This window comes from Rothia uropygialis, from assembly GCF_004137765.1.
Classification (GTDB): domain Bacteria; phylum Actinomycetota; class Actinomycetes; order Actinomycetales; family Micrococcaceae; genus Rothia.
The window spans coordinates 217874-234277 of sequence record NZ_NOIS01000002.1 but is presented as its reverse complement, the minus strand read 5'-3'; the positions used below and the strand labels follow the sequence as shown (position 1 = coordinate 234277).

General features: G+C 59.7%; 16 protein-coding genes. 1 reads left to right on the top strand and 15 read right to left on the bottom strand.

Features of this window, described 5'->3' with window-relative positions; all coding sequences use genetic code 11:
- Nucleotides 1-75 precede the first annotated feature (75 nt).
- Both tatC and tatA read right to left on the bottom strand, forming a co-directional pair.
- Nucleotides 76-918 carry a twin-arginine translocase subunit TatC gene (tatC, locus tag EWV35_RS04675; RefSeq protein WP_238654156.1) on the bottom strand — a complete coding sequence of 281 codons (843 nt, stop codon included), beginning with the start codon at nucleotides 916-918 and terminating at the stop codon, nucleotides 76-78.
- A gap of 97 nt (nucleotides 919-1015) precedes the next feature.
- Nucleotides 1016-1306, bottom strand: coding sequence for a Sec-independent protein translocase subunit TatA (tatA, locus tag EWV35_RS04670; RefSeq protein WP_129658614.1), 291 nt, complete (start codon nucleotides 1304-1306; stop codon nucleotides 1016-1018).
- On the opposite strand from tatA, the gene EWV35_RS04665 reads away from it, so the two are divergent.
- The gene (locus EWV35_RS04665) at nucleotides 1305-1511 is read left to right on the top strand and encodes a hypothetical protein (protein WP_129658612.1); all 207 of its coding nucleotides are present in this window, start codon (nucleotides 1305-1307) and stop codon (nucleotides 1509-1511) included. The genes tatA and EWV35_RS04665 overlap by 2 nt on opposite strands.
- 212 nt (nucleotides 1512-1723) lie before the next feature.
- Here the strand turns inward: EWV35_RS04665 and EWV35_RS04660 are convergent, their stop codons facing one another.
- The 13 genes from EWV35_RS04660 to EWV35_RS04600 form a co-directional block, all read right to left on the bottom strand.
- The gene (locus EWV35_RS04660; RefSeq protein ID WP_129658610.1) at nucleotides 1724-3751 is read right to left on the bottom strand and encodes a helix-turn-helix transcriptional regulator; all 2028 of its coding nucleotides are present in this window, start codon (nucleotides 3749-3751) and stop codon (nucleotides 1724-1726) included.
- Nucleotides 3752-3795: 44 nt separating this feature from the next.
- Nucleotides 3796-4191 carry an FKBP-type peptidyl-prolyl cis-trans isomerase gene (locus EWV35_RS04655; protein ID WP_129658608.1) on the bottom strand — a complete coding sequence of 132 codons (396 nt, stop codon included), beginning with the start codon at nucleotides 4189-4191 and terminating at the stop codon, nucleotides 3796-3798.
- A gap of 73 nt (nucleotides 4192-4264) precedes the next feature.
- Nucleotides 4265-5233, bottom strand: a complete 969-nt coding sequence (locus EWV35_RS04650) for an FKBP-type peptidyl-prolyl cis-trans isomerase (RefSeq protein WP_129658606.1) — start codon at nucleotides 5231-5233, stop codon at nucleotides 4265-4267.
- 98 nt (nucleotides 5234-5331) lie between these two features.
- Nucleotides 5332-6765, bottom strand: a complete 1434-nt coding sequence (pafA, locus tag EWV35_RS04645; RefSeq protein WP_129658604.1) for a Pup--protein ligase — start codon at nucleotides 6763-6765, stop codon at nucleotides 5332-5334.
- Between the two features lie 5 nt (nucleotides 6766-6770).
- Nucleotides 6771-6971, bottom strand: coding sequence for a ubiquitin-like protein Pup (locus EWV35_RS04640; protein ID WP_129658601.1), 201 nt, complete (start codon nucleotides 6969-6971; stop codon nucleotides 6771-6773).
- A gap of 19 nt (nucleotides 6972-6990) precedes the next feature.
- Complete coding sequence (dop, locus tag EWV35_RS04635; RefSeq protein WP_202976030.1) at nucleotides 6991-8577, bottom strand: depupylase/deamidase Dop; 1587 nt, start codon at nucleotides 8575-8577, stop codon at nucleotides 6991-6993.
- The gene (gene arc / locus EWV35_RS04630; RefSeq protein ID WP_129658599.1) at nucleotides 8574-10283 is read right to left on the bottom strand and encodes a proteasome ATPase; all 1710 of its coding nucleotides are present in this window, start codon (nucleotides 10281-10283) and stop codon (nucleotides 8574-8576) included. Before arc ends, dop begins: the two co-directional genes overlap by 4 nt.
- Before the next feature lie 26 nt (nucleotides 10284-10309).
- Nucleotides 10310-11353 carry a tRNA (adenine-N1)-methyltransferase gene (locus tag EWV35_RS04625; protein ID WP_238654154.1) on the bottom strand — a complete coding sequence of 348 codons (1044 nt, stop codon included), beginning with the start codon at nucleotides 11351-11353 and terminating at the stop codon, nucleotides 10310-10312.
- A gap of 101 nt (nucleotides 11354-11454) precedes the next feature.
- A complete protein-coding gene (locus EWV35_RS04620; protein WP_129658597.1) occupies nucleotides 11455-12561 on the bottom strand; it encodes a site-2 protease family protein in 1107 nt (368 codons plus the stop codon).
- 5 nt (nucleotides 12562-12566) lie between these two features.
- Nucleotides 12567-13871 carry a cysteine--1-D-myo-inosityl 2-amino-2-deoxy-alpha-D-glucopyranoside ligase gene (mshC, locus tag EWV35_RS04615; RefSeq protein ID WP_129658595.1) on the bottom strand — a complete coding sequence of 435 codons (1305 nt, stop codon included), beginning with the start codon at nucleotides 13869-13871 and terminating at the stop codon, nucleotides 12567-12569.
- Nucleotides 13872-13913: 42 nt separating this feature from the next.
- A complete protein-coding gene (locus tag EWV35_RS04610) occupies nucleotides 13914-14744 on the bottom strand; it encodes an undecaprenyl-diphosphate phosphatase (RefSeq protein WP_129658593.1) in 831 nt (276 codons plus the stop codon).
- A gap of 113 nt (nucleotides 14745-14857) precedes the next feature.
- Nucleotides 14858-15178 (bottom strand): hypothetical protein, encoded by a 321-nt coding sequence (locus EWV35_RS04605; RefSeq protein ID WP_129658591.1) that lies wholly within the window; start codon nucleotides 15176-15178, stop codon nucleotides 14858-14860.
- A 114-nt stretch (nucleotides 15179-15292) separates the two neighbouring features.
- Nucleotides 15293-16276 carry an L-lactate dehydrogenase gene (locus EWV35_RS04600; protein ID WP_129658589.1) on the bottom strand — a complete coding sequence of 328 codons (984 nt, stop codon included), beginning with the start codon at nucleotides 16274-16276 and terminating at the stop codon, nucleotides 15293-15295.
- Nucleotides 16277-16404 lie beyond the last annotated feature (128 nt).

Sequence of the window (16404 nt, the reverse complement as noted above, 5' to 3'; positions counted from 1 at the left end):
CCGCTGCGGCCGAACGCAGACTGTCGATTCAGCTCTGCGCCGTACTGAAGGATTCGAGGACACGAGCCCCGCGTTTTACCGGCCCAACCCTTCTAATTGGTCGCTCCGCGTGGCTTCGTCGGCTTCCGTGCTGTAAGTTTCCGCCAATTTCGCGCGCTTCTTGTCCCGCCGCTTGTCGTTGTACATGCAGATGGCAATGGCCAAGAAGAAGAGGATGAGGAGGGGCGCCATGAGGTAGAACATCGTCATGACATCCGTGCCGGGGGCGGTCATTGCGGCCAACAACGCAACGATCACCACGACCCAGCGCCACGACTTCAGGATGGTACGGCCACGAATCAGGCCCATCATGTTGACGCCGACCAGAGCGACCGGGATGACGAATGAAATACCGAAGGAAAGGATCAGCTTCACCACGAAGGAAATGTACGTCTTCGCCTCGATGAAGTTGGACTCCCCCTCGGGCGTGAACGCCGTCAGGGTCTTGACGGCAGCGGGCATACACAGCCAAGCGATCCAGATGCCCAAGAGGAAGAGCGGTACAGATACGCACAAGAAACTCGCGGCGTAGAGTTTTTCCCTCTTGTGCAGGGCCGGCATGATGTAGGCCCACAACTGGTAGAGCCATACCGGTGATGCCAGGACCAAGCCGATGGCGAGCGAGACCTGGACCATGATGTCGAAGGCTGACGCGACACCATTGAAATTGATGGTCGCGTTCCGCCCGTGATCACGCGCAATATCGGCTATGGGGCTGGTAATGGCGCCCATGACCGGGTAATAGAAAAAGAATCCGGCAACAGCACCGATCACGGTTGCTATGGCGGCCTTGATGAGCCGATTGCGGAACTCTCTCAAGTGCTCCCGCAACGCCATCTGCGCCTGGGGGTTGCCTTTCCGGCTGTACTTAGTTGCCATGCTTCGGTCCGTGTCCTCGAGTCAGCAATAATTCCGGCCGCTCAAGGCAGCCCTGCGAGTCAGCACGGGCAGGCCCTGGCGGCCGAAGAAACAGCGGCTAATTCTTTGTCTTGCCCTGATCGCGGACGTCTGACCCCCCAGCCGCACCGTCGGCACTGTGTGAGCCGCTGCTGTTGCCGTTGTCGACAACCTCACCATTGACGACATGTTTCTTGTTGGACGCCTCGTCCTTGTCGTCCTTCATTTCCTTGACCTCGGACTTGAAGATCCTCATCGACTGCCCGAGGCTGCGGGCCATGCCCGGAAGCTTCGGAGCACCGAAGAGCAACAGAATGATCACCAGCAGGACCAAGAGGTAAATAGGATGGTCAAAGAGCCTACCGAACATGAGTTCTTCCTTTCTTGTCGCCTCGTATCAGATCCCTGATGTTCTGGGGTTGACCGAGGCGGTCACGCCGCGCGATGCGCTGGGCGACTTTGCGTTGTTGTCGCGTCGAGCGTTCGCGAAGATAATCCTCGCGAGCTTGGTGGATGGGGATGAGAATTCCCGGCACCGGCGCCTTCCGGATGCCCGTGGCCACGGAACTCGCTGATTTGTCCCACCGATTGGTCATATCTTCCCCGAGTGTGCCGACCTCGTTGAGAGCGCCGAAAAACCGTCGAACGGTTCGCCAGGCCAACCAACCTAGAATCGCCGCAGATACCAGGACGAGCACCGTCCACAAAAGTATCCAAAACCACCAAGGCATAATCTCATTATAAGCATCGATAACGATTCCCTGACCCCGAATTCCGGTCGATCTCGTCACCTGAAGTCTCCGACGTCGATCCCACGGCGTCGTGCGGCGTCTGCCCAGTCGGTCCGCCACGATATCGACTGCCACAAGGCCATCGATCCGGCGTGATGGAGCATGAGTCGATACAAGCCGAACCAATCGATCACCGAGACTTCGAGCAGCTGCCCCGATGCTTGTTGGCCGTCGGGCTCTGCGTGACGCGGCACGTCCGCGTGCCCGACTACCTCTCCGCCCAGCGCCGCTGCCAACGCCCTCGCCCGATCGGCAACCCACACGGTGGTCCGGGACGGCTCTGAACGCTCTTTGAGTTCACCGCCGAGGGAGAGTTGCGTTGCCGAGGCGTGCAACGGGCGGACGCCGCGAATCGCTTCCATCCGGTAGGTCCGTACCTGACGGTGCTCCAGGCTCTCCGCACTCAGGTACCAGGAATTACCGCTCGAGTACACGTCCAGCGGTAGCACTTTTCGTTCGGTTGCAGACGCCTGCCCCCGTGACCTGTAAGTCATCGAGACCGCTTGCCGCTCGCTTGCTGCTTGCCGGAGACCGTCAACGATTTCAGCAAGATGCGGTTCCAGGCGAATCGAGAACTGATCCACCGATACCCCGGCACCGTCGGCCATCCGAACCAGTTTGCGGGAGATATCGGAGGCGGTTTGGGCGTGCTGATGAGATATCTGCCCGAGCATCTGAACGGCCAGGAGAAGACGAATGATTTGGTCCGGAGCGAGGTTGAGCGGTTGCTCCAGTTCTTCTGGCAATTGCACGTAGACTTCGTCCTCATAAGCGTCGATCCGCAGATACGCGCTGCCAAGAAGCTCCTCGCCGGCGTTGGCAATTGCTTGAAGGTCCTGGCGGACCTGACCGGCCGACACTCCGAGATGACGAGCGATTTCACGGGTTCCACAGCCTGGATGACTGCCCAGAAAGGAGGCGAGGTCCACGAGGCGCACGAAGCGGCGATCATTGGACTCCCGGTTTCTGGCGCGTTTGGGTTCTTCGATGTGCGCCGTGTCGCTGGAAACCAAGGCCGAGACGTCGTCCTGAAGACTCATTGCAGTCGCGACCGCCCGTTCGACCGCCTGCCGGATACCCTCGGCATCCAGGCGCTGCGCCGGAGGAATGCCAAGAGCGACCCCGGACCCCAATTCGGCGAGGCATCGGACCAGTTCATGCACATCCGGAACGTTTGCCTCGGCACTCATCAGCGTCGAACCGTTTCCGGTATGGACGGCCTCGGGGCGGATCCTTACGCCTGTCCCCGCTTCGGACCAATCCAGAACCACGGGCAAAGCTCCGGAAGGAAAATCCAGTTGTACCGACGGCGCCGGAGCCTCGGAGACACTCTCGAGCGCCTTGCTCATCGAAAACTCACGGGGTGCTCTCGGTAGGTTGCTGTCCTTTGTGGAGATACCGGTCATACGGGACAGTCGAAAATTCCGGAAGGCCCTTCGGCCGGCGTCCCACCCGCTGACGTACCAATGACCGAACCGTTGTCCGACGCCCCAGGGCCGGAGGCGCCGTGGTTCCGAAACCAGTGACGTCGACGCCCGGTAGTCGAACGTCATCTCGGCGCCCTGCGCCAAGGCACCAAGAATGGTTTCCAACTGCTCTCCCCCGGAGCTGAGCCGCGGCGAGAGATGCTCGAGCCCCCCGGAGCCAACGACGTCATTTTCACCGTAGCCCAGACGCCGGACCGCCTGCTCGACGTCGCGCGCATAGCTAGGATCCGACCAGAGCCGCGCGGCGATACCCAGGGTCAGGCGCTCGGCGGGGGTGAACTCGTCATTCGTGAGCCACAGATTCTTGCGCTCAATCTGATAGACGGTCTCGCCGAGGTCTTGGGTTGTCGCCAGGTGCATGCCGAGGCTGCGCAAGGCCGCCTTGTCCCGCTCGAAGGTGCGCTCGAATGCTGCATCCGACCCGGCACGCCGATACGCTTCGATGCCCTCACGGATCCGATCCTTGGTGACCGGTCGTTCACGCGAGAGCAAAAAGCTGTAGAGAGCGAATAGACGCTCAGGGACCGTGGCTGGCATCCGAGCTACCTACGGTCGAGAGGTTCAGTCACCGTGCGCATCCTTCAGCGTGCGTCAACGAGATCGACGACGAAGACCAGCGCCTGATCCGGGCCGATCACGCTGCCCGCACCCCTTTTTCCGTAAGCCAGGTCGGACGGGATTTCGAGCCTCCGACGGCCGCCGACCTTCATGCCGATCAAGCCTTCATCCCATCCCTGAATCACTTGTCCGACGCCGGCTTGGAATGCCAATGGCTCTCCGCGATTCCACGAGGCGTCGAATTCCTCGCCGTCTTCAAAGGTCACGCCGACGTAATGGCACTGCACTTGGTCCCCTCGTTCAACTGCGCGCCCGGAGCCTTGGATGATGTCGGTGATGCGCAGTTCCTCCGGAACCGGCCCTTCGGGGAAGTCGACTTCAGGCTTTGTTCGGTCAAGATTTCGCTGTCCAAATGACATGGTTTTCCTCTCGGAAGTTCAAGCTGGTGCTGGAATCGCGTGATCCGGTTTCTGGGTCCCGCGTGGGTTGTTCCTATTGTTGGGTGTTGCCTTGCTGGGCCCCCGCCCCGTCTTGCGAACTCTGTGGCGGGTCGGCCTTGGACGTGCCCAGAATGTCGACCACGAAGACCAGAGGCCCCGCCGGTTGCTGGGAATCCGACCCTAGCTGTTCCTGTGTTCCATAAGCCTTGTCCGTGGGGACCTCGAGCAATACTCGGTCACCGACCTTCTTGCCCTTCAGGCCCTCGGACCAGCCCTTGATGACCTGATCCATTTGGAAACCGGTGGGATCCTTGGTCCAGTTGGAATCGAATTGCTGACCGTCGGACCATTTCACGCCCGAGTAATGGACGTAGACTTTTTGATCGTCCTTGATCTCATCGCCCTTGCCGTTGATGAGGTTCTGTGCCGTGATGCTCTTGGGCTCGTCCTGGCCTTCCGGGATCTTGATTTCGGGCCCGCTGTCCTTCATCGTGACGTTCGGCAAGCCCTCCTGCGGGGGCACAGCATCCCCCTCAGCCGACTTGGGCAATTTCTTGGACACCGTGTAGACCTCGACGGCGCTGGCATCCTCGGAGCTGCCTGAGGCCCCACCCGAAGCGTTGTCACTCGGTTTCTTCGCGTAGGCGAAGCTGGTGCCTACCTTGGTGTCCTTGAGAATGTCGTAGACCTTGGGCAGTTTCTCCTTGAGCTGGTCATTGACCGTAATGGTGATCGGAGAACCCGAGTAGGTATCGCCTTCGCTCTTCTGATCGGCGCCGTTGAAGACGGCAGCATCCACCAAGACGGTGTCGCCTTCATGGACCTCGTCGCCATCACCGTCCTTGAGAATCCGAGTCTCGTCGTCATTGACCGACAAAGGAGTATCAAAGGAGACTGAGGGGGCCTTGCCCGAACCCTGGTCCTTGAAATCCACGGAATCCAGGTCCTTGCCTCCCCCGCAGCCTGCCAAGGCAAGGGTGAGAACGACGGCCGCGGCCGAAAGTTTAAGAGTTTTGCGCACTTCTGTGTTCCTCGCTGTCTTGAGTGGGCGGTGCGTGCATCCTTTGTCGAGATACCGCACCGACTCTATTACAGGCACCCGTGGGCACCGGATACGGATCAGATCAAAGGCGGCATAGCCGGTTGGGCACGGCGCGTCGCACCCCGCATGACGCGAATGGACTGTTCGATGTCCTCATCGGTCGTAGCGAAGGGATCCTGGCATACATGCGACAACGCCAACTGTTGGTTGATTTTGTAATGAACCCAGTCAACCGTGTAATCGAGGCCTGCCCCGCGCGCGGCTGCGATGAAGCGTCCTCGCAATGCTGCTCTTGTTCGGGGAGGCTCGGACTGCGCTTTGGTCACGGAATTCTCGTCGACCCAACGTCGTGCAAGCCCCTTGCGTTCAAGAAGGTAATACACGCCGCGATCTCTTTTGATGTCGTGATAAGCAAGGTCGAGCTGAGCAATTCGTGCATGGGAATAGTCGGTTCCGAGCTTGTCCGCGGTGCGGTCAAGGATCTTCTTCTTGATAGCCCAGTCAATCTCCGTATCAATCGACGAGGTGTCCTGGTTTTCGATCGCATCCAGCGTTCTTTCCCACAGATCCAGGATGTATTCGGTCTCCGGTCGGGACGAGCCGGCGTCATCGATATATTTCGATGCTGCCTCCAGGTAGTGCCATTGAAGTTCCAGACCGGACATGCGTCGTCCGTCCTTCAACTCGACCGGCGTACGTCCGGTCATGTCATGGGACAACGCGCGCAACGCTTGGCCGGTATTGGCCAGTTCGAGGTCGTCGAGCCCTCGATGGTCCTCGATCATTCGAAGAATGATGTCTGTCATACCGGCTCTGGCCAACGTCGTCGTCTCCGACATGTTCGAATCCCCGACGATCACATGGAGACGGCGGTAAAGGGAGGCATCTGCGTGCGGCTCGTCGCGGGTATTGATCAGTGGACGAGAACGGGTCGTGGCCGACGACGCCGCTTCCCACACGTAATCGGCGCGCTGGGAGAAGGAATAGGTGGCCTCCCCGTCCCCCGGCGCACCGTTGGCCTGAGGCGGGCCGGTCGGATGGACCCGTCCTGCGCCCACGACGAGTTGTCTGCTCACCAGGAAAGGGACGAGAAAACGAACAAGTCGGGAGAACTCTGCTTTGCGGGACAAAAGGTAGTTCTCGTGAGAACCGAACGAATTTCCGGCAGAATCGGCGTTGTTCTTGAACAGATGCAGTTTGCCCTTGATACCTTGCTGGTTGAGCACGTCTTCGGCTTGAACCGCGAGTTTTTCGAAAAGCCGTTCACCGGCTTTGTCCTGACGGACCAGGTCCGTGAGACCAGAGCACTCGGCTGTCGCGTATTCGGGGTGCGAACCGACGTCAAGATACAACCGGGACCCGTTCTCCAGGAATACGTTCGAAGAGCGGCCCCACTCCACCACCGGCCGAAACAACTTGCGAGCCGCTTCTTCAGGGCCCAGATGGCCCAAGCCGCTCATCGAGTACCGAATACCGAATTCAGTTTCGATACCGAAGATTCTTTGTTGCATGAAGCCTACTGTCCGCCCTTCTGGACGAAACCGCGCACGTAGTCCTCCGCGTTCTCCTCGAGAACGCTGTCGATCTCATCCAGAATGTCATCAGTCTCGCTGACCAGTCCTTGATTGACGGGCTGCTGATTCTGAATCAGTTCCTGCTCCTGCTCGTTGCTCTGTTCCTTCTGCGTCTCTTGAGACGATTCGCGGAATTGCGCCATGTCAAAGGTTCCTTTCGGGTCACGGAATTCTACGGAGGCCGATTTTACTCAAGGCCTGATGAGCGTTTTCGCTTGATTCGAGCGCCCTTTGCACTTGGTCTTTGGTGCAGTCTGCGGGCTCGTCCATGAGCCACCGGTGAGTTCGATCCGTGGTGGGATCAGTCACGGACAAGACTTCCCACCCCGCGGCCGAGACCTGATGCGGCCAGCGAGCGGTCAATTTGCCGCGGAGGTAGGCTCGCGTGTCCTCCGGCGGGCTGGTCACGGCCTCGTCGACGTGTTCGGAATCAACCAGCGTCTTAATACGGCCGAGGGCGACCAGCTTGGAATACAAGCTCTTTTCCGGTCTGAGGTCGGCGTATTGAAGGTCCAAGGCCTGGATTTTGGGGTGGTCCACTCCGATTCCCCTCCCCTCGTACTGTCGTATCAACGCCAATTTCGCGACCCAGTCCAACCGGTCTGCGAGGGACATGGGATTCGTTTCAAGCGCTTCCAGGACCTCGAACCATATTCGGAACGTCGCTGCGGATCTCTCCGAACGCCACCCTTCCCTGTCGGCCAGGTTCTGGGCGGCTTCCGCATAGGACCGTTGGATCTGAACCGCGCTCATGCGCCGACCGTCACGAAGTTCCAGCAGTGTGGTCAGTTCCAGGTCGTGGCTGACTAGTTTCATGGCCTCGACAGGTCGCGCAAGTTGGAGATCGGGCAACGCTCTGTGTTCGATCAATGTCAGTACGGCGGCTGCGCTGGCGAGCTTAAGCAGAATCGATGTGTGGGCAAGGTTGGAATCACCCGTGATCACATGAAGCCGACGGTACCTTTCGGGATCCGCGTGCGGCTCGTCCCGCGTATTGACGATGGGACGCCGGATTGTGGTTTCCAAGCCGATCTCCCGTTCGAAGAAATCGGCACGCTGGCTGATTTGGTAGCCCGGGCGCACGCTGTCCGCCCCGATGCCGGCTCTTCCCGCTCCCGTCATGACTTGACGGGTGGCAAGGTACGGGATGAACTCTCGGGCCAGGACCTGAAAATCCTGGCTCCGAGGAACGAGATAGTTCTCGTGGGCACCATAGGAGACCGACTTATTGTCCGTGTTGTTCTTGTACAGATGGATCGCTTCGGGCCACGTACTGGCGTATCTCTGAGCGACGGACCCCGCCGCGGCCGCGGCGATCTTGTCTCCCGCGAGGTCCCATATCGTGGCGGCCCACGGATCAGTCGTTTCGGGCGCTGAATACTCGGGATGCGCGTGATCCACGTAGAGCCGGGCCCCGTTGGGCAGTATGCGGTTCATGACGGCCCTGTCCCAGAAGGCCGGACTGAGCATGTCCGGCGATTCCTCGTACAGCTCCCGAGCCACGTCTTCACTGGTCAACACGTGACCTTGATGAGTCAATTGACTCGGATGCGCTTCGGAAGCACCCATGTGGAAACCGCGAGCGTCCTCGAGAGGACTTTCCGACTCGTAGTCCCAGCCTGCGTCGGCCGCCGCATTCGGATAGCTGTCCACCACGAGGGTAGAGAGCACCGATTCATTCGCCGCCGGTTTGGCTGGACAGATCACTCCGAATTCGGTTTCGGTCCCCATGATTCGGTCGAAGATCACGAAGCGGCCCTCTCGTCCTCGCGCGCTCGGGTCGCCGATTCCGGCGGTTCGATGCCCGCAAGGGGCACGGAATAACCGATATAGCTCAGCCAGTCCTCGATGTCCCCACGGGAAGCTGAATCACGCTGTTGTTCGAATTCGTCCCGAGCGCTTTCTCTCAGATGCTCGGAGGTCAAACCCTTGTATCCATGGTCCAAGTAGTTCTTGATGGCGAGCTTCTTGGCTCGATCCACGATATTCCGAATGAGCGCACCCGAGAGGAAATCGGACCAGTACGTTTGAATTCGACGGCCATCCGTCAGGACCGCATCAAGGTAACGGTGTTCCTCGTCACGAGTGAAAACGTCCGCAACGAGATCTTGGATCATCGACGCAACAGTGGCCGTTCGATCGCCATCGTGCTGTGCCACTTCGTGTTCACCCAGCGGCAGGTCGGGATGGATGTAAAGGCCGAAGATCTCCCCTGTACCGCGGTAGTCGGGACGGTCGATCCGGACTTTGACGTCCAGTCGACCGGGACGAAGGACGGCCGGATCAATCATGTCCTCACGGTTGGTTGCCCCGATGACAATCACGTTGTCCAAGGATTCGACGCCATCGATCTCGGCCAGCAGCTGCGGAACGATGGTGGTCTCGACGTCCGAGGACTTTCCGGCACCGCGCGTGCGGAACAGGGATTCCATCTCATCGAAGAAGATGACCACGGGATTGCCCGCCGTGGCTTTGTCTCGGGCCCTGGAGAAGATCGCGCGAATCTGACGTTCCGTCTCTCCCACGAATTTGTCCAGCAGCTCGGGGCCCTTGATATTGAGGAAGTAACCCCTGAGTTTGCCTTCCGGTTGTTCGCTGCTCATGCGATCCGCCAGCGCCTTGGCTACCGCTTTGGCGATCAAGGTTTTGCCGTTTCCCGGCGGGCCGTACAGCAGGATCCCTTTGGGGGGCTTGAGATCGTGTTCCCGATAAAGCTCGGGGTGCAGGAAAGGCAGTTCGACGGCGTCGCGGATCTGCTCGATCTGGGTCGAGAGCCCGCCGATGTTCTCGTAAGAAACGTCCGGTGTTTCTTCGAGAACCAGCTCTTCGGCCTCCGTCTTCGGCACCAAGGTCAATGCGACGCCGCTGCTGGAATCATAGGCGACGGCATCGCCGATCTTGATGTCGTGATTCGCGAGTTGACCGGAGCGCAGCACCACGATCTGAGTATTGGCGCCGGTTCCCAGAACCAGACGATCGGATCCGATGAGTTCGCGAACACTCGCGATCTCACCGGTCTGCCGATATCCGACACATGCGCAGGCACCCACGGTTTCGGTCAGCAGGACCGTCATGCCTACCTGGACATCGTCGATATTCAGCACCGGGCTGACCGGTACTCGGACTGTCCGTCCGCCCATGACGACGTCGAGGCTCGCTTGAGTCGTCACGAGCGGCGGGGCTTCTTCCGTCAATGAAGCTGCCGAAAGATTCCGTTTGTTCACCCTGAGAACCTGAGCCTGGTTCATCGGGGCCTCGAGGTCCTGGGAGATGACTTGCTTGAGGCGCTGAATATCTCCCCGCGCGGTCTGGAGGGCGTGCACGAGCTTCTCGTTACGCGCGTTGGTGTCCTTGAGCTGCTTATTGAGCTCTATCCGCTGGTCGCGCAGCGTGTTCACCTGTCGCAACGTCATCTCGAAATCTCGCGGGTTAATTGTTGAGTCAGACTCGGCCATGGCTTAAGCATGGCACTGAGGCAAGGCTACTCTCCACTCGGGTCCGCATCGTGGCCGCTTTCGGCTGAACGTTCCGCAAGATTCTGGGCATCTCGAGCGGCACGCCGAAGCTTCCGATCGGATACATTTCTTTCACCCAGCGCCATCGGAGTCCACGCATTCATGTCTTCCTCGGTGAAGTCCGTCTTCGACGAGCGCCGTTTCGGGGCCAACCTCTGGGAGCCATCCGCTAGACGGCGGGCAGAGATCAGGAATCCGGTGTGCGCGACCATACGGTGGTCCGGTCTGACCGCGAGACCTTCGACGTGCCAACCGCGAACCATGGTTTCGAACGATTCGGGCTCCGTAAAGCGACCATCGGCCCGAATGGCCTCGGCTACACGCGACAACTGCGTCACGGTCGCCACGTAACACATCATGACGCCGCCGGGAACCAGAGCGGTAGCGACCGTAGAAACGCACTCCCATGGTGCAAGCATGTCCAGGACCGCGCGATCGACGGTGCCCGGAGATTCGTATTCACCCCATTGTCCCGCCAAATCGCCCAGGGTCAATTCCCAGGCCGGGTGGGCGCCTCCGAACATGGTTTCCACGTTTCCTTGAGCGATCTGAGCGAACTCTTCTCGCCGTTCGAAAGAGCGCAGATGTCCGGTATCGCCGATCGCGCGGAGAAGAGAAATGCTGAGCGCTCCCGATCCGACACCCGCCTCGATGACTCGGGCCCCCGGGAAGACGTCGGCCATGGTGATGATCTGTCCCGCGTCTTTGGGGTAGACCACGGCGGCGCCCCTGGGCATCGAAAGGACAAAATCTTTGAGCAATGGCCGTAGAGCCTGGTACTGGACACCGGCCGAGTTGGCGATCACAGTGCCCTCCGGTCGGCCTATCAGATCGTCATGTGCCAGAACGCCTCGGTGAGTGTGGAATTCCCCGCCGTCCACCAGGGTAATGGTGTTCATACGGCGACGTTCGTCCGTCAGCTGGACGCGTTCTCCGGGCCTGAACGGGCCTCGCCGGTTCTGAGCGCCGGTAGCCATTTCTCCGTGGTGTTCCGAGGTACCTGAGGCCATGAAAGTGCGGCTCCTTCAAATGGGGGGTGAGGAATTGAAGATCGAGCAACATTCTCTCACGCTTGGTTCCGACCGATGTCGCCTCTCGCGGCCACGGAGCTCTACTGCTGACCTGGCTGCACTCTTTTGACGGCGTCGATGACGTCGGACTCGAACAGGACAGCGCTCAGACCGTTCCATGAGGCCACGGGCCAGATTCTTCCGGGAAGCTGAGCAATGTGGGAGACAAGTGCCTGCCCGTTGAGTCCGGACGGTACGGGACGGTCCCAGGCAACAGCGACCATCAGGGTCTCGGCCGTGGCCGAAGTGTCCCCGGCGGCGTCGGCGGCCATCATCGCTTGACCGTCCACGACTCCGAGCCCCCGACCGTCCTGATCAGTTACGGCGAAGACACCTCTGGCATCGGGCAGGGGCGGAAACTCGCTGAGCGGCAGGGATGCGGCGACGGGCGTGGTGGGACGGGCGAGAGCCGCAACCGACAAACTCCCCACTGCTTTCCGTACCTTGATACTGCGGTAGGCCTGCATGGATCCGGTCATCACGATGAATGCGACCATGAACGTCAGGACGAGAATTCCGACGCTGTGCCAGGCCCCGGAAAGTACAAGCCACACAAGAAGTCCGGCGGCCGTCAGGAACCCGAAAATCGCCGCTGTGCGGGTCCCTGCGTCCCGCTTGCCCGTCATTTTCCACACGATGGCTTCGACGGCGTAACCACCGTCGAGCGGAATGCCCGGGAGTAGGTTGAACACCCCGACGAATCCATTGGATGTGGTGAGAAGGTAGAGCACGAGGGCGGGCCAACCGCTGACTCCGGTCCAGGCCATCGCGGCCCAACCGATACCGGCGAGAATCAGATTCGCGACGGGCCCGGCCAGAGATACCAGGGCGGATCGGCCTGCGTCCGAACGCGCCGACTGAAAAGTCGTGTGTCCGCCCATCAGAGTCAGGTTGATGCCACCGACGGACCAGCCGAACGACTTCGCCGTCAGAGCATGGCTCAGTTCGTGGATCAGAACCGAAGCCGCAAGGAGAACGGCAAAAGCCAGGGCAGCCAGGTAAGCTCCGGGGCCCAGCCAAGAGAAACGATTCGTAAGGTAGCTTCCGTAGCCGAAAACAATCAGAAGCGTGAGAACGAACCAGGAGCGAGAAAGTCGCACGGGTATTCCCGCAATTCGCCCGATGAAGAGCCCTTCAGCTGAATTCATGGTTCTCAGACAGCTACGCCGAGACGGGCACGAATCACATCCGACACGGCCTCCGGATCACCGGACGGCTCCCCGGCCAGTGCCTTCGAAGCCCAGTCGTCAACGGCCCGTAGCGCGGTCGGTGCATCCAAATCCTGCGACAAGGCCTGGCGTACTTCATCGACCAACCGGTCACTCGGGCCGGTGTCTTCTGGAGCGGTTGAACCGGATGTTCGAAGCGCTTTTCGCCAGGACTCGAGTCGTCGAGTGGCCTCGGACAAGAGTTCGTCGCTCCAGGACCAGTCGGATCGATAGTGGTTGGCCAGGATAGCCACACGAATTGCTGCGGGGTCGACGCCCTGCTCGCGCAATGTCGAAACGAGCACCAAATTGCCTTTGGACTTGCTCATCTTTTCGCCGTCGAGCCCAACCATTCCGGTATGAGCGTAATGCTCGGCCATGAGATCGCCCGTCATTGCGAATGCGTGTCCGGCACCCATCTCGTGATGGGGGAAACGCAAGTCATTACCGCCTCCTTGCACCGTATATGGCATGCCGAGATAGCGTTCGGCGATCACGGTGCATTCGATATGCCAACCGGGTCTTCCCGGTCCGAGGGATCCACCGTTCCATTGTGGTTCGCCTTCACGGTGCGCACGCCACAGCAAGGCGTCGAACGGATCATATTTGCCGGGCCGTTGAGGGTCTCCCCCGCGTTCGGCGAAGAGCGGAGCCATCTCACGTTCCGAATAATTGGAAACATATCCAAGGAACCACCGGGCGGGGTCGTTCTGCGTGTCTGCGGCCTTCCGCACGCTGAAGTAGACGTCTCCGCCAGGGTGCTCGTTGCCTTCGTCGTCGACGTAGCCTTCGACTCGATACGCCAAATCGTCGGCGAGCATTTGTTCGACCCACGGAACGATCCAGTCGACCGATTCAGTGGCGCCGATGTAATGCTGCGGAGGGATCACCTCGAGCGCTTCCATGTCCGCACGGAAAAGGTCGGTCTGGCCTTCCGCCAAGGCCTCCCATTCGACTCCGGTCTGTTCGGCCCGTTCGAGCAGCGGATCGTCGACGTCGGTCACGTTCTGCACGTAGTTCACCTCAAAACCCGCGTCACGCCACGCACGGTTCAAGAGGTCGAAAGCAACGTAGGTTGCGGCGTGACCCATATGAGTTGCGTCGTAGGGAGTGATCCCACACACGTACAAGGATGCCGAGGAGCGCTCTCGAGGCAGCTGAACTATCTCGTTGAGACGGGAGTCGAAGATCGACGGCACTGGAGCGTGATCGTCGAGCGCTGGAATGTTGGGGGCGGACCAGGCGCGCATAGGTACCTTTCGAGTGAAGACGTGTGTGGTGGTGCGAGCTTATTAGGCTGCGATGACGCCGGTTCCCAGCAGGATGAAGACGGCGGTGCCGGCCGCGATGCGGTACCAGACGAAAACGTTGTAGCTGTGGGAGGAGATGAACTTCAGCAACCAGCCGATCATGACGTAGCCCACCGCAAAGGCGATGACTGTTGCGAGCAGAGTCGGCCCGAAAGAATAGAAGTCATCGAAGCCATCCGAAAGCGACTTCGCCAACTTGTACAGGCCGGACAAAAAGACAGCCGGGATGGCCAGCAAGAAGGAATACCGTGTGGCAGCCTCACGGGTGTATCCCATGAAGAGGCCCGTCATAATGGTTCCACCCGAACGGGAAACGCCGGGTATCAAGGCCAGTGCCTGGCCCAGGCCGTAGAAAATACCGTGCTTGACCGTGAGGTCTTTGACCTCGAGCTGTTCTCTGCCGATGCGATCCGCAATCGCCAGGAATACGCCGAAGACGATCAGCATCGTCGCGGTAATCCACAGACTACGGAATTCGGTGTCGATGTAATCCTGCAGAAGCAACCCTAGGACACCGATCGGAATGGACCCGATGATGATGAACCAGCCCATTCGGGCATCTGGATCAGACTTCTCGACCTTGCCGAAGAGTGAACCGAACCATCTCGAGATAATGCGGACAATGTCCCGCCAGAAGAACAGGAGAACCGCTACCTCCGTGCCCAACTGGGTCACGGCCGTAAATGCGGAGCCCGGATCCTGCGTATTGGGGAGCAACTGCCCAACAATGCTGATGTGTGCCGATGACGAGATCGGGATGAACTCTGTGAGGCCTTGTACTAGGCCGAGGATAATTGCTTGAAACCATGCCACGGTTCGACTCTACATAAAGGCACGGCGCACCCGCTCCAGGCAGTCCCGGTTGTGTGAGAAGTTACAGCCAACTCCGGGGAGCTACACAGGGCTACCGGTCTCATTGAATCGATCTATCTGAGATCTTCGCCTTCGACATCGTCCAGATCTTCGTCGAGGTCGTCGTCTTCGTTCTCTTCGAGGTCTTCATAGTCCTCGTCGAAGCTGTCCTCCTCGTCCTCATCATCTTCGTCTTCGACGAATACTTCGAGAGGAGTGACCTCGTTGAAGGCAACGTAGATGGCGTCTTCGTAGACTTCGAACGCATCCGCGATGCCCAAATAGGCGTTTTCGACGGCGGTGTCCTGCTCGCCGCGCTTGGCGGCCAGGGCAGTGAGGTGTTCTTCGAATGCCTGGATGAGCGAGTTGAGCGCGACGCGCGGATCGGTAGTCATACCTCTAAACTATCCGACTTTCCCCCGCGTGGAAACACCGGCGCCCGGGCTCGGGAGGGCCGCGGGCTGACCCGCCCGACGCGCCCGGGCGTCGCTTCGGTATTGAGTCTCACATCATCCGTGCAGCTGAGAGCTGAAACCGAGACTGCGCAGCGAGGACTCCAATGTTTCAGCCGATCGTTGTAGAAGTTCGATTTCCAGCTCGTCCATGGGCACTTGCAGAGGCCTTTGGGCTCCGCCGTAACCGACCAAGGTGGGGACCGAAAGGGCGATACCGGAAACACCGTAGTAGCCGTCCAGAACCGTTGAGACCGGCAACACCGAATTCTGGCCTGTGAGAACGGCCTCGGCGATACGTGCACCCGAGAGGCCTATCGCATAATTGGTTGACCCCTTTCCCTGGATGACGAGGTAGGCCGCACGCATGGCCTGTTCCGCCAACGCGGATTTTTTCTCTTCGGAGAACAGCCGTTCCCCAGAGGTCGTGGTCCACTCATCGATGGGAACCTGCCCGATATTCGCCTGGGACCACAACGGGAATTCGGAATCTCCGTGCTCGCCGACAATCATCGCGTGCACGCTACTGGTGGATACTTCGGCCGCGCGACCGACCATCCACCGCAAACGGGAGGAGTCAAGTACGGTCCCGGACGAGAACACCCGCTCCCGAGGCAGACCCGTGATCTGTTGAGCGACCACTGTGAGCACGTCACAGGGGTTCGTCACGAACATGTAGACCGCTTCGGGCGAGACCTTCATGAGCTGCGGCAAGAGGCTCTCCAGGATTCTGACGTTTGCGCCGGCCAATTCGAGCCGTGGTTGTCCTGGCGCCTGACGCGCACCCGCGGTCACAATAATCATGTCGCAGTCGCGAAGTATTTCTAGGTCTCCCCCGCCAACCACCGGTGTTCCTCCGGCGAACATCGAACCATGAGCGATATCGAGCGCTTCCGCTTCAGCGCGCTCGGCGGCGACATCGTAGAGAACTACTTCGCTGGCCGAATTTCGTATCACGGATGCATACGCCATCGCGCTGCCGACGCCACCAGCACCGACGATGCCGAGCCTGGTGCGTGCCATTTCCGATGCGGATCCCATGATGGATTTCCTTTCGCCACTCCGGTCCTTTCTCCCTGGAACCGGATCCGCTTCCAGTATCCCACGCAAATCGATTCTTTGGGTGGCTTTATGTTGGATTGCGAGGGTTTTTTAGGGCAGCGGATCTC